This is a genomic window from Planotetraspora mira (genome assembly GCF_016863275.1).
Taxonomy (GTDB): domain Bacteria; phylum Actinomycetota; class Actinomycetes; order Streptosporangiales; family Streptosporangiaceae; genus Planotetraspora; species Planotetraspora mira.
On sequence record NZ_BOOO01000035.1, the window covers coordinates 206,377 to 224,322 of the forward strand.

The 17,946-nt window shown below is 69.3% G+C and carries 16 protein-coding genes; 8 read left to right on the forward strand and 8 right to left on the reverse strand.

Translation table 11 applies throughout. The annotated features are described in order from the left end of the window. The first annotated feature begins 153 nt into the window (after window positions 1-153). Genes pdhA through Pmi06nite_RS30015 form a run of 4 tightly spaced genes read left to right on the forward strand, consistent with a single transcriptional unit; the run spans window position 154 to window position 4,028 of the window. Window positions 154-1,245, forward strand: a complete 1,092-nt coding sequence (pdhA, locus tag Pmi06nite_RS30000) for a pyruvate dehydrogenase (acetyl-transferring) E1 component subunit alpha (protein ID WP_239114288.1) — start codon at window positions 154-156, stop codon at window positions 1,243-1,245. Beyond that, window positions 1,242-2,216 carry an alpha-ketoacid dehydrogenase subunit beta gene (locus Pmi06nite_RS30005; protein WP_203956507.1) on the forward strand — a complete coding sequence of 325 codons (975 nt, stop codon included), beginning with the start codon at window positions 1,242-1,244 and terminating at the stop codon, window positions 2,214-2,216. The genes pdhA and Pmi06nite_RS30005 overlap by 4 nt, the downstream gene beginning before the upstream one ends. A gap of 14 nt (window positions 2,217-2,230) precedes the next feature. Then, window positions 2,231-3,628, forward strand: a complete 1,398-nt coding sequence (locus tag Pmi06nite_RS30010; RefSeq protein WP_203956508.1) for a dihydrolipoamide acetyltransferase family protein — start codon at window positions 2,231-2,233, stop codon at window positions 3,626-3,628. 7 nt (window positions 3,629-3,635) lie between these two features. Continuing rightward, window positions 3,636-4,028, forward strand: coding sequence for a Dabb family protein (locus Pmi06nite_RS30015; protein ID WP_308442540.1), 393 nt, complete (start codon window positions 3,636-3,638; stop codon window positions 4,026-4,028). A gap of 138 nt (window positions 4,029-4,166) precedes the next feature. On the opposite strand, the gene Pmi06nite_RS30020 is transcribed toward Pmi06nite_RS30015, so the two are convergent. Beyond that, window positions 4,167-4,388, reverse strand: coding sequence for a hypothetical protein (locus Pmi06nite_RS30020; RefSeq protein ID WP_203956509.1), 222 nt, complete (start codon window positions 4,386-4,388; stop codon window positions 4,167-4,169). Between the two features lie 135 nt (window positions 4,389-4,523). After that, window positions 4,524-6,347: an acyl-CoA dehydrogenase gene (locus tag Pmi06nite_RS30025; protein ID WP_203956510.1), complete on the reverse strand. Its 1,824-nt coding sequence runs from the start codon at window positions 6,345-6,347 to the stop codon at window positions 4,524-4,526. 154 nt (window positions 6,348-6,501) lie between these two features. Here Pmi06nite_RS30025 and Pmi06nite_RS30030 point away from each other — a divergent pair, with 154 nt between their 5' ends. Beyond that, complete coding sequence (locus tag Pmi06nite_RS30030) at window positions 6,502-7,299, forward strand: class I SAM-dependent methyltransferase (protein ID WP_239114289.1); 798 nt, start codon at window positions 6,502-6,504, stop codon at window positions 7,297-7,299. Window positions 7,300-7,303: 4 nt separating this feature from the next. Here the strand turns inward: Pmi06nite_RS30030 and Pmi06nite_RS30035 are convergent, their stop codons facing one another. Then, window positions 7,304-7,753, reverse strand: coding sequence for a hypothetical protein (locus Pmi06nite_RS30035; protein ID WP_203956511.1), 450 nt, complete (start codon window positions 7,751-7,753; stop codon window positions 7,304-7,306). Window positions 7,754-7,839: 86 nt separating this feature from the next. Here Pmi06nite_RS30035 and Pmi06nite_RS30040 point away from each other — a divergent pair, with 86 nt between their 5' ends. Next, window positions 7,840-8,289 carry a GNAT family N-acetyltransferase gene (locus tag Pmi06nite_RS30040; protein WP_203956512.1) on the forward strand — a complete coding sequence of 150 codons (450 nt, stop codon included), beginning with the start codon at window positions 7,840-7,842 and terminating at the stop codon, window positions 8,287-8,289. Here Pmi06nite_RS30040 and Pmi06nite_RS30045 read toward each other — a convergent pair. Continuing rightward, a complete protein-coding gene (locus tag Pmi06nite_RS30045) occupies window positions 8,232-8,822 on the reverse strand; it encodes a PadR family transcriptional regulator (protein ID WP_203956513.1) in 591 nt (196 codons plus the stop codon). The genes Pmi06nite_RS30040 and Pmi06nite_RS30045 overlap by 58 nt on opposite strands. A gap of 75 nt (window positions 8,823-8,897) precedes the next feature. Here Pmi06nite_RS30045 and Pmi06nite_RS30050 point away from each other — a divergent pair, with 75 nt between their 5' ends. After that, on the forward strand, window positions 8,898-9,659 hold the full coding sequence (locus tag Pmi06nite_RS30050; RefSeq protein ID WP_203956514.1) for an alpha/beta fold hydrolase: 762 nt from the start codon (window positions 8,898-8,900) through the stop codon (window positions 9,657-9,659). On the opposite strand, the gene Pmi06nite_RS30055 is transcribed toward Pmi06nite_RS30050, so the two are convergent. Together Pmi06nite_RS30055 and Pmi06nite_RS30060 are read right to left on the reverse strand one after the other, a co-directional pair. Then, a complete protein-coding gene (locus Pmi06nite_RS30055; protein ID WP_203956515.1) occupies window positions 9,660-11,681 on the reverse strand; it encodes a molybdopterin-containing oxidoreductase family protein in 2,022 nt (673 codons plus the stop codon). It abuts the gene before it with no gap. A gap of 21 nt (window positions 11,682-11,702) precedes the next feature. Then, complete coding sequence (locus Pmi06nite_RS30060) at window positions 11,703-12,143, reverse strand: RpiB/LacA/LacB family sugar-phosphate isomerase (RefSeq protein WP_203956516.1); 441 nt, start codon at window positions 12,141-12,143, stop codon at window positions 11,703-11,705. Window positions 12,144-12,192: 49 nt separating this feature from the next. On the opposite strand from Pmi06nite_RS30060, the gene Pmi06nite_RS30065 reads away from it, so the two are divergent. Beyond that, window positions 12,193-14,595: a lysylphosphatidylglycerol synthase transmembrane domain-containing protein gene (locus tag Pmi06nite_RS30065; protein WP_239114290.1), complete on the forward strand. Its 2,403-nt coding sequence runs from the start codon at window positions 12,193-12,195 to the stop codon at window positions 14,593-14,595. 4 nt (window positions 14,596-14,599) lie between these two features. Here the strand turns inward: Pmi06nite_RS30065 and mgrA are convergent, their stop codons facing one another. After that, entirely contained in the window at window positions 14,600-15,625 is a 1,026-nt protein-coding gene (gene mgrA / locus Pmi06nite_RS30070) for an L-glyceraldehyde 3-phosphate reductase (protein WP_203956518.1), read from the reverse strand. After that, complete coding sequence (locus Pmi06nite_RS30075; protein WP_203956535.1) at window positions 15,622-17,667, reverse strand: S9 family peptidase; 2,046 nt, start codon at window positions 17,665-17,667, stop codon at window positions 15,622-15,624. The genes mgrA and Pmi06nite_RS30075 overlap by 4 nt, the downstream gene beginning before the upstream one ends. Window positions 17,668-17,946 lie beyond the last annotated feature (279 nt).

Consider the following 17,946-nt stretch of genomic DNA (forward strand, 5'->3'; position numbering starts at 1 on the left):
TGATGGCGGGTCTTGCGCAAGCGGGTACCGACTCTGCCACCATGTCCGCAGACGCGTGCGGCCTACCACCCCAGCGGCCGTATGCCAGAAGATCCGGCCCGACCGCGGTGGCGACCCCGCCCACGAACGGCCCACGACGCACAGGAGTGGCACGTGACATCCGACGCCCCTCGTGGTGTTGACGCACCTCCGGAGCTCGTCCAACTGCTCACCCCCGAAGGGGAGCGTGTCGAGCACCCCGACTACGACATCGAGCTGACCGATGAAGAGGTCCGCTCCCTTTACCGTGACCTCGTCCTGGTCCGCCGCATCGACCTCGAAGCGGTCGCGCTCCAGCGGCAGGGCGAACTCGGCATCTGGGCGTCCCTCCTCGGACAGGAGGCCGCGCAGATCGGCTCAGGCCGCGCGCTCACCGACGCCGACATGGCGTTCCCGACCTATCGGGAACACGGTGTGGCCTGGTGCCGCGACGTCGATCCGGTACGGCTGCTCGGCCTGTTCCGCGGTGTGAACCACGGCGGATGGGATCCGGCCGAGCACAACTTCCACCTCTACACGATCGTCATCGGCTCCCAGACGCTGCACGCGGTGGGATACGCCATGGGGATTCAGCGCGACGGCGCGGAGGCGGCGACGATCGCCTACTTCGGCGACGGCGCGACTTCCCAGGGCGACGTGAACGAGTCGTTCATCTGGGCGTCGGTCTTCAACGCCCCCGTGGTCTTCTTCTGCCAGAACAACCAGTGGGCGATCTCCGAGCCGCTGGAGAAGCAGTCGAAGATCCCGCTCTACAAGAGGGCGTCCGGCTTCGGCTTCCCCGGCGTGCGGGTCGACGGCAACGACGTGTTCGCCTGCCTGGCGGTCACCCGCAAGGCCCTGCAGAACGCGCGTGAGGGCCAGGGGCCCACGCTGATCGAGGCGTACACCTATCGCATGGGCGCGCACACCACCTCCGACGACCCCACCCGCTACCGGGTCGCCGACGAGCTGGAGGCGTGGAAGCTCAAGGACCCGATCGAGCGTCTGAAGGCCTACCTGTTCAAGAACCAGCTCGCCGACCAGGAGTTCTTCGACAAGGTCGACGCGGAGGCCGACGCGCTGGGCAAGGACGTCCGGCGCAGGTGCCTGGAGCTGCCCGACCCCGAGCCCGAGGCGTTGTTCCAGCACGTCTACGCGGCCCAGCACAGCCTCCTCGACGAGGAGCGCGACCAGTACCTGACCTACCTGGCGGGATTCGAGCGATGACCACACTGACTCTCGCCAAGGCGCTCAACGAGGGACTGCGCCGCTCGATGGAGGACGACTCCAAGGTTCTCGTCATGGGCGAGGACGTCGGCAAGCTCGGCGGCGTGTTCCGCGTGACCGACGGCCTGCAGAAGGACTTCGGCGAGGATCGCGTGATCGACACGCCGCTCGCCGAGTCGGGCATCATCGGCACGGCCATCGGCCTGGCCCTGCGCGGCTACCGGCCGGTCTGCGAGATCCAGTTCGACGGCTTCGTGTTCCCCGCCGTCAACCAGATCATCACGCAGCTCGCCAAGATGCCGCTCAGGTCGCTCGGCGCGCTGAAGCTGCCCGTCGTGGTCCGTATCCCGTGCGGTGGCGGGATCGGAGCGGTGGAGCACCACTCGGAGTCTCCCGAGGCCTACTTCACGCACACCGCCGGACTGCGCGTCGTCGCCTGCTCCAACCCGGCCGACGGCTACAGCATGATCCAGGAAGCCATCCGGGCCGACGACCCGATCATCTTCTTCGAGCCCAAGCGCCGCTACTGGGACAAGTCCGAGGTCGACCTGACCGCGACGGGCCTGCCCCTCGACCAGGCCAGAGTCGCCCGGCCCGGAGCCGACATCACCCTCCTGGCGTACGGGCCGATGGTGAAGACCTGCCTCGAGGCCGCCGCCGCGGCCGCGGAGGACGGCCGCGACATCGAGGTCATCGACCTGCGCTCGCTCAACCCGCTGGACATGGGCGTGGTGGCCGAGTCGGTCAAGCGGACGGGCCGCTGCGTGGTGGTGCACGAGGCGCCGGTGTTCACCGGGTTCGGCGCCGAGCTCGCGGCTCGGATCACCGAGCAGTGCTTCTACCACCTGGAGTCGCCGGTGCTGCGCGTCGGTGGTTTCTCCACGCCGTACCCGCCGTCCCGGCTGGAGGAGTACTACCTGCCGGACCTCGACCGGGTGCTCGACGCCGTCGACCGCGCCTTCACCTACTGAGAGGGAGGATCCTCATGCTTCGTGAGTTCAAGCTCCCCGACGTGGGTGAGGGCCTGACCGAGGCCGAGATCGTCAAGTGGCACGTCGCCGAGGGCGAGTCCGTCAGGATCAACCAGACGATCGTCGAGATCGAGACGGCGAAGGCCGTCGTCGAGTTGCCCTGCCCGTTCGAGGGCATCGTCGCCGCCCTCATGGTGACCGAGGGCCAGACGGTCGACGTCGGCGCTCCGATCATCGCCGTGCGGACCGAGGAGGAGGCCGGGGGCAGCCCGGAGGACCTCGTGCCGAATCCGCCGGCCGAAGGCGCCGTCGAGCCGGGGATCCACGGCAGCCCGGCGCCGAAGCAGGAGCGCAAGCCGGTCCTCGTCGGTTACGGGGTCATGGCCAGCTCCACCAAGCGCCGTCCCCGCAAGTCCGCCACCGAGTCCGCCACCGAGTCCGCCACCGTGGCTCCCGCGGTGGTTCCGGCGGTGGTCCCGGCGCCCGCGGCCCCGGCCCCTGTGGTCACCGCTCCCGCCCAGACCGCCGGGCGCGTCAGCGTCCTGGCCAAGCCGCCGGTGCGCAAGCTGGCCAAGGATCTGGGCGTCGATCTGGCGACCGTCGAAGGAACGGGCCCGCAGGGCTCGATCACCCGCGACGACGTCCAGTCCGCCGTCGGCTCGCCCGCGCCAGGGCAAGCGACAGGGCAGGCGGTTCCCCTCAGGCAGGCGGCGCCGGGCCGCGAGGAGCGCATCCCGGTCAGGGGCGTCAGGAAGGCCACCGCCCAGGCCATGGTGGCGAGCGCGTTCACCGCGCCGCACGTCACCGAGTTCCTCCAGGTGGACGTGACCGAGACGATGGCGGCGGTCAGGCGGCTGCGCCAGATGCCCGACTTCGCCGAGGTCAAGGTCTCTCCGTTGCTGCTGGTCGCCAGGGCGCTGCTGACCGCAGTGAGGCGGCACCCGATGGCCAACTCCACGTGGACCGACGAGGCGATCATCGTCAGGCACTACGTGAACCTGGGTATCGCGGCCGCGACGGATCGGGGGCTGATCGTCCCGAACATCAAGGACGCGCACGCCCTCTCGCTGCCCGAGCTGGCCGTGGCGCTGAACGACCTGACCGAGCGGGCCCGCTCCGGTAAGGCCACCCCGGCCGAGCTGACCGGGGGGACGATCACGATCACGAACGTGGGCGTGTTCGGGATCGACGCGGGCACGCCGATCCTCAACCCCGGTGAGGCCGCGATCCTGGCGCTCGGCCAGATCAGGGACATGCCGTGGGTGGTCGACGGGCAGCTCGCCGTACGCAAGGTGACCACGCTGGCCCTGTCGTTCGATCACCGGCTGATCGACGGTGAGATCGGGTCGTACATCCTCCGTGACATCGGCGCGATGCTCGAGGATCCGCTCAAGATGCTCGCCTGGGGCTGAGCCGTACGTGGTCGGACGCGGTGACCGGGAAGGCCGGGCACCGCGTCTGATCGGCGACGCGGGCTGTGAGAAGGTGGCGGGCAACGTCACAGCACAAGGGGAGACCATGTTCCGGCACGTCGTCATGTTCACCTGGACCGAGGCCGCGACCGAGGACCAGAAGACCGAGGTGGCCACGCGCCTGCGGGAGTTGCCGGCCGTCATCGGCGAGCTGCGGGACTACGTGGTCGGCGCGGACGCCGGGATCAACGAGGGCAACTACGACTTCGCCGTGGTCGCCGACTTCGACTCGCCCGAGGACTATCTCGTCTACCGCGACCACCCGACCCACCGTGCGGTCATCGCCGAGTTCATCGCGCCCATCGTGGCCTCCCGGGCGGCCGTTCAGTACGCGTTCTGAGCCGGTTCGGCACTACCGGGCCAGGCATGTCCCGCTCAGTTCGCATCTCAGCCGGTCCTGCACGTAGGCGGGCGTCGTCGTCCAGCCGTGAAGTCGTCCAGCCGTAAATGAGTCGCACGATGCTGCGGGGGACGCGGGCTACGCCTCGGGCTTGTTCTCGTGCTCCATCAGGTGGTTGTCGGAGGTCTGGCCGCGCCGGCTGGCGAACACGATGCTCAGCAGCAGCCCCACGCCTCCGACGGCCATGAAGATGACGCCGATGACGTCGATGTGCACGGTGTCGCCCAGGACGTCCGGCTCGATGGCGAACTTCAGGATCGCACCGAGCGTGATGAAGAAGATGCTGACCCCGATGCCCATCGCGTGACCTCCGGGAGGCTGGTAGTGGCAAGGTAAACAGCCCGTGCGCAATCGGTAATACCCGGCCGCGCGAGATCACAGTACTGGAAAGCCGTGCGGATCTCCGGGAGGGAGATCCGCACGGCTGCCACTACCTCAGAAGGCCTCTTCGGGAAGCTCCATCAGGTCGTCCCCGGTCGCGGCGAGCACGCGCCGCTCGGCGGCCAGCCGGGGCAGGACGGTCTGGGCGAAGAACGCGGCCGCCCCGACCTTGCCGGCGTAGAACGCCTGGTCGGCGTCCGACTCGCCGAGGGCCCTGAGTGCCACCTCGGCCTGACGGAGCAGCAGCCAGCCGAGCACCAGATCGCCGAGGGCCATCAGGAAGCGCGTGGTGTTGAGGCCCACCTTGCGCACCTCGTTCGGGGTCTCGATCGAGGAGATCGCCCAGCCTGCCATGGTGTCCGCCATGGCCTTGACCTCGTCGGCGGCCTCGTCCAGCAGCGCACGCTCGACCTTGAGGCGGCCGTTGCCCGCCTCGGAGCCGGCGAAGGCCTTGATGTCGCCGAGCAGCGTGCCCAGCGCAGCGCCCTGGTTCCTGAGGATCTTCCTGAAGAACAGGTCGAGGCCCTGGATCGCGGTCGTGCCCTCATACAGCGAGTCGATCTTCGAGTCGCGGATGTACTGCTCGATCGGGTAGTCCTGCAGGAAGCCCGAGCCGCCGAGCGTCTGGAGGGACCGGGCGAGCAGTTCGTACGACCTCTCGGAGCCGACACCCTTCACGAGCGGGAGCAGCAGGTCGTTCATCGCCTCGGCGGCGGCGTCCTTGCGGCCCTCGGACTCCGCGATCTGGATCGTGTCCTGGAAGGTCGCCGTGTAGATGACGAGCGCCCGCATGGCCTCGGCATACGACTTCTGGAGCATCAGTTCGCGGCGCACGTCGGGGTGGTGGGCGATGGTGACCCGCGGGGCGGTCTTGTCGGCCGAACGGGTGATGTCGGCGCCCTGGACGCGGTTGCGTGCGTAGTCGAGGGCGTTCAGGTAGCCGGTGGACAGCGTCGCGATGGCCTTCGCGCCGACCATCATCCGGGCGTGCTCAATGATCATGAACATCTGCTTGATGCCCTCGTGGACGCCGCCCACGAGGTAGCCGACGGCCGGGTGCCGCTCGCCGAGCGTGAGCTCGCAGGTCGTGGAGACCTTGAGGCCCATCTTCTTCTCGACGTTGGTGACGTAGACCCCGTTGCGCTCGCCCAGTTCGCCGGTCTCGAGGTCGACGAGGTACTTGGGGACGAGGAACATCGACAGGCCCTTGGTGCCGGAGCGGGCGCCCTCGGGCCGGGCCAGCACGAGGTGGAAGATGTTCTCGGCCATGTCGTGCTCACCGCTGGTGATGAAGCGCTTGACGCCCTCGATGTGCCAGGTGCCGTCGGGCTGCTCGACCGCCTTGGTACGGCCGGCGCCGACGTCGGAGCCCGCGTCCGGCTCGGTGAGGACCATGGTGGCGCCCCAGCGCCGCTCGATCGCCATGGAGGCGAACCGCTTCTGGTCGTCGGTGCCCAGTTCGTACAACTGGCGGGCGAAGGCCGGGCCGCAGGCGAACATCCACACGGCCGGGTTGGCGCCCAGGACCAGCTCCGCCATCGCCCACACCAGGCTGCGCGGCGCGGTCGTCCCGCCGAGTTCGGGCTGCAACTCCAGCCGCCACCACTCGGCGTCGACCCAGGCCTGGTAGGACTTCTTGAAGCTCTCGGGCATGGTCACGCTGTGAGTCGCGGGGTCGAACACCGGGGGATGCCGGTCGGCGTCCTCGAACGACTCGGCGAGCGGTCCTGTCGCGAGCCGGTTCACCTCGTCGAGCACGGTGCGTGCCGTGTCCTCGTCCACGTCGGCGAACGGGCCGGTGCCCAGGACTTCCTTGCGGCCGAAGACCTCGAAGAGGTTGAACTCCAGGTCGCGGAGATTGCTCTTGTAGTGACCCATCTGTGCACTCCTAGGACCAGACCCGGGGGTTACGTACTGGCCGGTAACTCTATCTGAATGCTACCCGCCGGTAACCACCTACATGCATCTTTTACCCGACACATCCGGCACTGGATGACTGGTGGGGAGTGGCCGCTCGCCGTAGCGTTGCGGGATGGGCCTTGATGATCTGATGGCGGGCTGGCGGGCGGACCTGGAGTCCTGGGCGATTCCGGACGAGATCCTGGCGAAGGCGCCGACGAATCCCTGGACACATCAGGTGGAGCGCTTCGCGCGCAGGACCGGCGCGCTACTGGCCGATCCGAAGGGGCCGACCTACGAACGGGCGCGTGAGGCCCTGCCGCGCGGCGGCTCCGTGCTCGATGTGGGGGCCGGAACGGGAGCGGCGAGCCTGCCGCTGGGGCCCGCCCTGCTGGTGGCCGTCGACGAGAACGCGGGGATGCTGGCCGAACTCGGCCGGCAGGCCCGCGGGACGGCGGTTCAGACGGTCGAGGGCCGGTGGCCCGACGTCGCGGATCGCACACCCGTGGCCGATGTCGTCGTGTGCGCGCATGTCGTCTTCAATGTGCCCGACCTGGCGGAGTTCTTCGTCGCCCTCGATCGTCACGCCCGCAGGCGGGTCGTGCTCGAGTTGCCGGAGATTCATCCCACGAGCTGGCTGAACCCGCTCTGGGAGCACTTCCACGGTCTGCCGCGGCCGGCGACGCCGACCGCGGCGGACGCCGTATCCATCGCCGAGGCGCTGGGATTCGACGTGGCCGCCGAGCGGTACCCGTCCCCGGACACTCCGTTCGCGTCGGCCGAGGAGATGGCGGCGAGCGCCTGCCGGAGGTTGTGCCTCGACCCCGGCAGGGCCAGTGAGGTGATCAAGGTGGCCACCGAACTCGGGGTCTGGCCCGCCCCCCGGCGGACCTTCGTCACGATGTGGTGGGACCGCGCCGCCGACGAGTGAACGGTCACCTCGTCCTGGCGCGGCTGCGCATCGCGAGCGCGAGCACGCCGGTGATGAGGAAGACCAACGCGCCGCCGCAGAGCGCGTCCCACGCGGCGCCGAAGATGCCCTCGCCGTCGAAGATCAGCTGCACCGGGTACATCAGCGCGGCGGCGCCGAGCCCGGGATAGAGGGAGAACCGCCAGGGGTGGCCCAGGGCCCACACCCTGGCCTGCTGCGTCACTCGGTCGCCCGCGTGCGGCTGGGCTATCGCGCCGATGCTCGCCACCAGGGCGAACATGGTGATGCCCACGCAGAGCGCCCAGCTGATGTCGGGGGACCCCGGGAGGATCACGCCCATGATGAGGCTGGTGGCCGCCACGGCGCCGCCGGAGACCGCGGCGGGCTTCCAGGGGGCGCCGCGCAGGGCGGCACCGGCCAGCGACATCTCGTCGCTTCTGCTGAGTTCCTTCATGCTTACATGCTGTGTTCCGTAGGCGGTCGCAGGCATCGGGGAAGTCCCTGACGGCTCCCTGACCCGGCCCCGCTAGGGTCTCCGGTATGTCCCTTTCATTCCGTACGGCCCGGCGTGAGGATGTTCCGGTCATCGTGGCGTTGCTGGTCGACGATCCGATCTCGGCGAGCCGCGACACCGTTCCGGGACTCGACTACGACGTCGCCTTCGCGGCCATCGACGCGGACCCCCGCAATGAGCTGATCGTCGTGGAGTCGGACGGCGAGATCGTGGGCACGATGCAGCTGACCTTCATCCCCGGCCTGTCGCGGCGTGGCGCCGAGCGGGCCCAGGTCGAAGGGGTCAGGGTCTCCTCGGCGCACCGGAGTCAGGGCATCGGCGGAAAGATGATGCAATGGGCCGCCGACCGGGCCCGGGAGCGTGGCTGCACGCTGCTCCAGCTCACCTCGGACAAGGCGCGCACCGACGCGCACCGCTTCTACTCCTCGCTCGGGTACGAGGCGTCACACGAGGGCTTCAAGCTGCGGCTCAACTGATCGATCATCCAGCGGCACCAGTCGGCGCGGTGCCTCTCGTAGGTGAGGCCGCAGCGCAGCGCGGCCATGTTCCCGAACCGGGGGGTCCCGAAGGCCGGCGCCTCCTTCTCCATGGACGCCCACGCGGCCTCGTATTCGGCCAGGCGCTTCTCATGGCCGCGCAGTGCCGTGCGGAACATCTCGCTCAGTGCGGCGGGGTCGGCCAGCCAGGCGGCGTAGGTCTTGAGCACCAGTTCGTCCCGCTCGGGCTGGGGTCGCGGCGGTTCCGTCACCCACTCCCGTAGCGCTTCGAGGCCCTCGCCGGTGATCGAGTAGATCTTCTTCTCCTGGGGGCCCGGCCCCGGAGCCGTGGTGTACCCGACCAGGCCTGCCGCGAGCAGGCGCCTGAGGTCGGTGTGGATCTGGCTGTGGCTGGCCGTCCAGAAGCGGGCCACCGGGTTGCGCATCCGACCGGCGATCTCATAGCCCGTGCTGTCGGCCCGTGCCAGTACGGAGAGGATCGCGAACCCGAGCGTGGGGATCGTGGAGCTCATGGTGTTCCCAGCCTATTGACTCACTCTTCGATTCCCACCACTATGTCAGTTCTTACATAGTTCAAGGAGTCGTGGATGCCGGGGAAGCGAGCCCTGATCGCCCTTCTGCTCCTGCTGACCGGTTGCGGGGGCACGGTCGGCGGAACAGTGGGCGCCTCGAGTCCGCCCAGCCTTCCCGGCACCCCCACGGCGACCGCCACGCCGTCAGCCAGCCTCACCGGCCCGAACCTCCAGGGCTGCTACGGCCCGGCAGACGGCCGCCTGTTCACCTACGACGGCGGCGGCGTCACGTTCGGCGGGCTGATCATGGGAGACGGCCCCGTCGGAGTGGTGGTGTCGTACGAGAGGGGTGGAGACGCCTGCACGTGGCGGCCGCTCGCCGAACGGCTCACGTCCGCCGGCTACCGCGTCCTTCTCTACGAGCGTGGCCTCTCAGGTCCGGTCAACCCCCTGATCGTGAAGATGACCGAGCGGCTCAGGAAGGACGGCGCCGAGCGGGTCTTCCTGGTCGGCGGTTCGATCGGGGGGTCGGAGTCGATCGTCGCCGCCACCAAGCTGAAGGAGCCGCCCGTGGGTGTCGTCAACCTCGCGGGCACGGTGATCCCCGAGGAGACGGCGCCGCTCACGGCGCCGCTGCTGCAGATCACCGCCGAGAACGACTCCGGGGCCACTCCGATCACCCTTCAGGCGGCCGGCGACGCCGCCGTCAAGTCGCCGGACCGCTCTCTCATCGTCGCCAAGGGGGAGTTCGCGCACGCCTCCGCGCTCTTCGGGACCGCTCAGGGGCCGATGGTGCTCGACGCGATCATGGCGTTCCTGGCGAAGCACAGCGGTTGATCACAGGCGCGCTATGTCCACGAGGTTGTCGTGGTAGACGGCCCCCCGGCCCATGTCGGCGTCGCGCTCGTCCACCGTGGCGTTCGGGTTGGCGCCTCCGGGGCTGAGTTTGGGCCAGTGGCCCTTGGGCGCGGCGACGACGCCGGGCCGGACCCGGTCACTGATCTCGACGTACGCCGTGAACTGGCCGTTGCGGTTGAAGACCCGGGCGGGCTCGCCGTCGACCAGGCCGCGGGGCTCGGCGTCGGCGGCGTTGACCAGGACCCGGGGGCCCTTCGACCGCCTGAGCAACTCGGGGTTGTTGCCGAAGGTCGTGTTCAGGGACGTGTGCGACGCCGGTGTGATCATCATCAGCGGATACTCGCGGTCGGCCCCGGCCGTACGGGCCGTGCGGGAGGGGACGTAGCCCGCGACGCGCGGCAACCCGGCCGCGGCGGCCCGGTCGGACGCGAACTCCAGCCTGCCCGACGGCGTGGGGAAGCCGTCGGTGAAGGGGACGAAGGGGTCGGCGACGTCGAGCCTGGCCCAGCCCTCCTTGCGCAGACGGTCCAGCGTGATCCCCGGGGTACCCGAGAGGAGCCCCTCGGCGATCTCCAGGTCGGAGTCGTAGAGCGACGGCTCGGTCAGGCCCATGTGACGCGCCAGTCGCCGGAAGGTCTCGGTCGTCGAGAGGCACTCGCCGGCGGGCTCCACGGCCGGTTCGTTCCACATCAGGTACATGTGGCCGTAGCCCTGATGGAGGTCCATGTGCTCGGTCTGCATGGTCGCGGGCAGGACGATGTCCGCATAGTCGACGGTGTCCGTGGGGAACTGCTCCATGACCACCGTGAACAGGTCCTCGCGGCGCATCGCCGCGCGGATGCGGTTCTGGTCCGGAGTGGAGCCCAGGGGGTTGGCGCCGTAGACCCACAGGCACTTGACCGACTCGTCGAGTTGCCCGGCGAGCCGGGTCATGGTCAGCGTGCGGACGGGCTCGCGCAGCAGATGATCGCCCGAGTCCACCTTCAGGGGGACGTGCGCGGTGGTCGAGTAGGCGACGCCGCCGCCCGGGTGGCGCCAGTCTCCGGTCACGCCCGGGATGCAGGCGATGATCCTCAATGCGGCGCCGCCGCCTTCGTGCCGCTGCAGGCCCATGGTCGCCCGGATGCCCGTCGGCCGGGTGTGCGCGAGCCGTACGCCGAGGGCCCGGATGTCCTCCTCGGCGAGGCCGGTGATCTCGGCGACCCGAGCCGGGGGATACTGCAGGATCTCGGCCTTGAACTCCTCCCAGCCGAGGGTGTGCTCCTCCAGGTAGGCGGTGTCCTCGGCGCCCTCCTCCAGGACGACGTTGAGCAGTCCGAGGGCGAGCGCCGCGTCCGTCCCCGGCCGGATGGGCAGGAAGGTGTCGGCCTGGTCGGCCGTCCGTGTCCTGATCGGGTCGATGGCCACCACGTGCGCGCCGTTCGCCCGGGCGTCCTGGATGAACTTCCACAGGTGGTGCCCGCTCGTGAGCGTGTTCGTGCCCCACAGCAGGATCAGCCGGGACAGGGCGAAGGTCTCGGGATCCATGCCGCCCGGCGTCCCGTTGGTCAGGCGCAGCCCGTCGTTGCCGGCGGTCGAGCAGATGTTCAGATGATGCCTGGACGCGCCGAGGACGTTCCAGGACCGGCGGCCCGCCTCACCCTCCGAACCCTGGACGTATCCCAGGGTCCCCGTGCCCTGGTACGGCCAGATCGCCTCGCCGCCGTGCTCACGGACGATCTCCGTCAGGCGGTCGGAGACGATGGTCAGCGCCTCATCCCAGCTGATCCGCTCGAACTCGCCCGACCCCTTGGGGCCGACGCGGCGCATGGGGTGGAGAATGCGGTCGTGCGCGCGGGTGTGCTCCAGGTATCGGTTGACCTTCACGCACAAGGCTCCGCGCGTGTACGGGTGGTCACGGTTGCCCCGGAGGCCGACGGCCTGGCCGTCCCTCACGGTGACTTCCCACGAGCACGTGTCGGGGCAGTCCAGCGGACATGCCCCCAGAATCCGCAACTCCATGGGCGCAACCATACGATCCGGCTACGACTCCAGATGTGCGAGGTGGGCGATGTTGGCCAGGTCTTCGTCGTCCGCGCTCGGCGCGGCTGCGAACCAGGCATCGAGGATCTCCTCGAGAAGCCGGTCCGAGGTGAGGCGCAGGCTGAGGGCCAGGACGTTCGCGTCGTTCCATCTGCGCGCGCCGGCCGCCGTGGCGGCGTCGACGCAGAGCGCCGCCCGCACTCCGGCAATCTTGTTGGCCGCGATCGAGGCGCCGGTCCCCGTCCAGCAGCACACGATGGCCAGATCGGATTGTCCGGATGAGACGTCTTTCGCAGCGGCTGAGCAACACCAGGCCCAGTCGGCACGGCCGCCAGGGGCCAAGGCTCCATAGAGTGTCACTGAATGCCCTCTCCGCTGAACCTCGGCGACCAGGCGGGCCGCAACCCCGTCGAGACTGTCTGAGGCCAGAGAGAGACGCATGTCGTCAATTGTGGACACCGAGCGCGAAGATCGCACAGAATCGCTGGTGGTGAGAGGTATCAAGGAGCAGGACGCGCTGGACACTCCACAGCAGGGAGTGGTCCTTGTCGTCGAGCCGTTGCTTCCGCAGCGGATCCGCCGCCCCTCCGACGCCCTGCGTTTCCTGCTGACCCTGCTGGCCCTGGCCGCCGTCGTGCTGATGGCCCTCGCCCTGCAGCGCACGCTCAACGGCCTGGAGACCGACGTGCAGGCCGGCACCGGCAGGGCGCCCGCCCTGCTGTCGGCCGTCTCAGGGCTCCTCGGCGGGGTCGCCGTGCTGGTCGTCCCCGTGGCCTTCGCCGTCGAGCGGGTCTTCCACCGGGACGGCATGCGCGTCGCGCAGGGCCTCATCGCCGCCATCTTGGCCCTGCTGATCGCCTACACGCTGGACGAGTGGCTCGTCACCGCGGGCCCGGCCGAGCTCGTGCAACTACTCACCGGCAGCAGGGACGTCGAGCCGCTCAACAGCGTGCTGACCCCGGCCATCGCCTACGCGACAGCCGTGCGGATGTCGCGCAGGCCGCAGTGGCGGGCCCTCATGTGGACGGCGCTCGCTCTCGACGTGCTCGCGCTCTTCACCTCCACCAAGGTCACCGCGCTCGGCGTGATCCTCACCTACCTCGTCGGCATGGCCGTCGGTTTCGGAACGTTGTACGGCATCGGCAGCGCGAACACCCGGCCGCCGGGCAGCGCGGTGCTGGCGGCCCTGCGGCGGCTCGGCTTCTCGCCGGTCAGCGCCCGGCGGGTCGAGGACGACAGCTCGGGCAGCCGCCGTTACCTCATCGGGCTCGCCGACCAGCGCCGCATGGACGTCACCGTGCTCGACCGGGACCGCCAGGTCGCCGGGATCGTCTACCGCCTGTGGCGGCGGCTCCGGCTCAACACCGAGACGCGGCGCCGTGCCATCCGGTCCCTGAGGGCGGAGCTGGAGCGCGAGGCTCTGATGGCCTACGCCGCGCAGGCCGCCGGGGCGAGCCTGCCGCGCCTGCTCGGCACCAGTGAGATCGGCACCGAGGCGGCGATGCTGGCCTACGAGCACATCGACAGCCGGCCGGTGCAGGACCTGTCCGACGACGACTTCGACGACGAGTTGCTGGCCCAGCTGTGGGGCCAGGTCAGGCTCCTCCACGCCCACCGGCTCGCCCACCGTCACCTGACGGGGGAGAGCATCCAGGTCGACACGGCAGGCCAGGTGTTCCTGGTCGACGCCCGCAGCGGTGAGATCGCGGCGGGCGACCTGCTGCTGCGGCTGGACGTCGCCCAGCTCCTGACCTACCTCGCCACCCGGGTGGGGCCCGAGCGTTCGGTGAAGTCGGCCGCGGCCGTGCTCGGCGCAGACGCGCTCGCCGGTGCGCTGCCGCTGCTCCAGCGGATCGCCCTCAGCCGCGACACGCGCACCGCGGCCCGCAAGAACAGGGAGCTCCTTCCCGCCATCCGCGAGCACATCGTCGCGCTGAAGCCGCAGGTCGCCGTGGAGGAGGTCCGTCTCGAGCGGTTCCGCCCGCGGACCCTGGTGACGATCATCGCGGGCGCCCTCGCCGTGTACTTCCTGCTCTCCCAGCTCAGCAAGATCAACCTGGTCTCGGTCGTGACCACCGCCAACTGGGCCTGGACCGGGGTCGCACTCGTCACGGCCGCCGCGAGCTACCTCGCCGCGGCGATCATGCTGCGGGGTTTCGTGCCCGAACCGCTGCCCCTGGGGCGGACGGTGCTGGCGCAGTTCGCCGGTTCGTTCGTGAAGCTGGTCGCGCCCGCGGCGGTCGGCGGGGTGGCGATCAACACGCGCTATCTGCAGAAGCGAGGGATCCCACCCGGGCCCGCGGTCGCGAGCGTGGGGGCCTCGCAACTCGTCGGCCTCGCCTCGCACATCCTGCTGCTGCTGTTCTTCGGGTACGTCACGGGCACCCAGGCCGCGCCGTCCCTCACCCCGTCGCGCGGACTGCTGATCGCTCTCCTCAGTGTGGCCGTCCTGTTCCTGATCGTCCTCGCCGTACGGCCGCTCCGGCGGATGCTGACGACCCGCGTCCGCGCGATGTTCTCCGGAGTGATCCCGCGACTGCTCGACGTGGTCCAGTCGCCCCGCAAGATCCTCGAGGGCGTGAGCGGAACGCTGCTGCTGACCGTCGCCTTCGTCACCTGCCTGACGGCGTGCGTGCGCGCGTTCGGCGGCGACCTGAACTTCACGACGGTCGCGATCGTCTTCCTGGCCGGCAACGCGATCGGCTCGGCCGCCCCCACACCCGGCGGGCTGGGGGCGGTCGAGGCGTCGTTGTCGCTCGGCCTCACGGTGGCGGGCCTGCCCGGAACGGTCGCCACGTCGGCGGTGCTGCTGTTCCGCCTGCTGACCTTCTGGTTGCCGGTGCTCCCTGGCTGGGCCTCTTTCGCCTATCTGCAACGGCACGACGCGATCTGACGGATCAGCCGTCGCTGGAGGCCGCCCAGAGGTTGATGCCGGAGTCGACGGCGTCCTTGTCGATGGCGGCCAACTCGTCGGCGGAGAAGTCGAGCCGGTTCACCGAGTCGAGGCTGTCGTCGAGTTGCCTGACGCTGCTCGCCCCGATGAGGACCGTGGTGACCCGCCGGTCGCGCAGCGCCCACGCCAGGGCCATCTGCGCGAGGGACTGGCCTCGCTGCTTGGCCATCTCGTTGAGCGTGCGGATGTGGTGGAGGGCCTCGTCGGTGAGCAGGCTCGGGTCGAGCGACTTGCCCTGCGCGGCCCGGGAGTCCCCGGGGATGCCGTCCAGGTAGCGGTCGGTCAGCATGCCCTGAGCGAGCGGGGAGAAGGCGATGCAGCCCACGCCCTCGTCCTCCAGGACGTCGAGCAGCCCACCCTCGATCCACCTGTTGAGCATCGAGTAGGACGGCTGGTGGATGAGCAGCGGCGTGCCCATCTCGCGGAGGATCTGGGCGGCCTCCCTCGTCCGCTCGGGCGAGTAGGACGAGATGCCCGCGTAGAGGGCCTTGCCCGAGCGCACCGCGTGGTCGAGCGCGCCCATGGTCTCCTCGAGCGGAGTCTCCGGGTCGAACCGGTGGCTGTAGAAGATGTCGACGTAGTCCACACCCATGCGCTTGAGCGACTGGTCGAGGCTGGCCAGCAGGTACTTCCTCGACCCCCACTCGCCGTACGGCCCCGGCCACATGTCGTATCCGGCCTTGGTCGACAGGACCAGCTCATCCCGATATTTCGCGAAATCCTGCTGATAGATGTGCCCAAAGTTGATCTCGGCTGAGCCGTACGGCGGGCCGTAGTTGTTGGCCAGGTCGAAATGGGTCACTCCGCGGTCGAACGCCCGGCGGAGGATGGCCCTCTGCGTCTCGATCGGCTTGTCGTCGCCGAAGTTGTGCCAGAGCCCGAGCGAGACGGCGGGCAGCTTGAGCCCGCTCCTGCCGGTCCGGTTGTACGGCATGGGTCCGTACCTGTCGTCTGCCGCCACGTAGGTCATTCGGTAACTCCAACTCGGTCGAGAATCCAGGAGAGCGTGAACGCCTCCTCGCGCCATGCGTCATACCTGCCGCTGCGCCCGCCGTGCCCCGCGCCCATTTCGGTCTTCAGCAGGAACGGGCCGCCCTGAGCGGACTCCCTGAGCCTGGCGACCCACTTGGCGGGCTCGTGGTAGAGCACGCGGGTGTCGTTGAGGCTGGTGATCGCCAGGATCGGAGGGTACGGCCGGCTGTCCACGTTCTCGTACGGCGAGTACGACTTCATGTACGCGTAGACCTCGGGGTCGTGCAGCGGGTCGCCCCACTCGTCCCACTCGATGACCGTGAGCGGCAGCGACGGGTCGAGGATCGTGTTGAGCGCGTCGACGAACGGCACCTCGGCGACGATGCCGGCGAACTCCTCCGGAGCGAGGTTGGCGACCGCCCCCATGAGGAGGCCTCCGGCGGATCCGCCCCGCGCGATGATCTGGCTGGACCAGCCGTCGGCCCTGAGGTGCCGGGCGCAGGCCACGAAGTCGGTGAAGGTGTTCTTCTTCTTGTTCAGCTTGCCGTCCTCGTACCAGTGGCGGCCCATCTCGCCGCCACCCCTGACGTGCGCGACGGCGAAGACGAACCCCCGGTCGAGCAGCGACAGGCGGGCCACGGAGAAGTACGGGTCGATCGAGGTCTCGTAGCTGCCGTAGCCGTACAGGAGTGTCGGAGCGGGCCGGTTCGTGCCCTTCCTGGCCACGATGGAGATCGGCACCTTCGTCCCGTCCTCGGCCGGCGCCCAGGCGCGGAACTGCTCGTAGTCCGCGGGGTCGTAACCGCCGAGCACGGTCTTCTGCTTGAGCAGGATGAGCTCGTTCGTCCGGAGGTCGTAGTCGTACACGGACGTCGGCGTGATCATCGAGGTGTACCCGAGGCGGAGCCTATCCGTCTCGAACTCCGCGTTCCCCGACGGCGCCACGTCATAGATCGGCTCGGGGAAGGAGATCTCGTACGGGTCCCGTCCGTCACCCGGCAGGATCCGGATGCCCGACAGGCCGTCCCGCCGGAAGTGCACGACGACGTGGTCCTTGAACGCGTCGACGTCGAGGAGCCGGACGTCGTCCCGATGCTCGATCAGCGGCGTCCAGGTGGCCGGGTCGTCGAGGGGCGCGGTGGCGAGCTCGAAGTTCACCGCACCGTCGTTGTGCAGGACGAGGAAGCGGTCGCCCGCATGGTCGAGGCCGTACTCGACGCCGGTGCGACGGGGACGGACGACCTTGAACTCGCCCGTCGGGTCGTCGGCGTCCAGGACGCGGATCTCACTCGTGATCTTGCTGCCGGCGCTCACGATCAGGTAGCGCTGGCTGCGCGTCAGCCCGATCCCGACCCAGAACCGCTCGTCGTCCTCCTGGTAGACGAGCACGTCGTCGTCGGAGCCCAGCGTGTGGCGGTGGATGCGGTACGGCCGCCACGCCTCGTCGATGGTGGAGTAGAAGAACGTCGAGCCGTCGGCCGACCAGGCGCCGCCGTAGAAGACGCCGGGAATCTCGTCCGGGAGCAGCTCGCCGGTGTCGAGGTTCTTGAACCTGAGCGTGAACCGCTCGTCGCCTGTGAAGTCGGTGGAGTAGGCGAGCTTCGTGCCGTCCGGGCTGATCGCGCTGGTCCCGATGGAGAAGAACGCGCTGTCGCCGGCCAGTTCGTTGCCGTCGAGCAGGACCTGCTCACCGGGCAACGGCACGCCCGGGGTCAGCTCGGGCGGCGTGTCGCCGTCGACCGCGACCCTGCACTGGATGCCGTACTGCTTGCCCTCTTCGGTGCGCGAGTAGTACCACCAGGCGCCCTTACGGCTGGGCACCGACAGGTCGGTCTCCAGGGTGCGACTCTTGATCTCCTGGAACACCGTCTCCTGGAGATCCTTGAGGTGTCCGGTCATCCCCTGCGTGTAGGCGTTCTCCGCCTCGAGGTGGGAGATGGTGTCGGGATCGTCCTTGCTGAACAGCCAGGCGTAATCGTCCACCACGGTGTCACCGTGGTGCGTGCGCTCGACCGGGACCTTCTTCGCCACAGGCGGCATGTCGCTCACGCGCCAAAGTCTATGTTCGCCCCGCTCCTGGTACGGCTCATCGCTCGTCGAGGGAGGGCGTGCGAGAGGGATGACCACGGCGGGAGTCGTCGACGCGAGTCGCCGGGGACCCGGGAGAGGAGATCGAAGCCGGGTGGAATCCGAGGTGAACCCCTGGGAACCCCGCGGAATCCAGGGGAAATCGGCGGTGTGAACTGCCGAAAGGAGTCACGCACGGTTGGCGCCACGACTTTTCGGTCAAGGCATCCTGTGCGGCTGCTAATCTTGTGG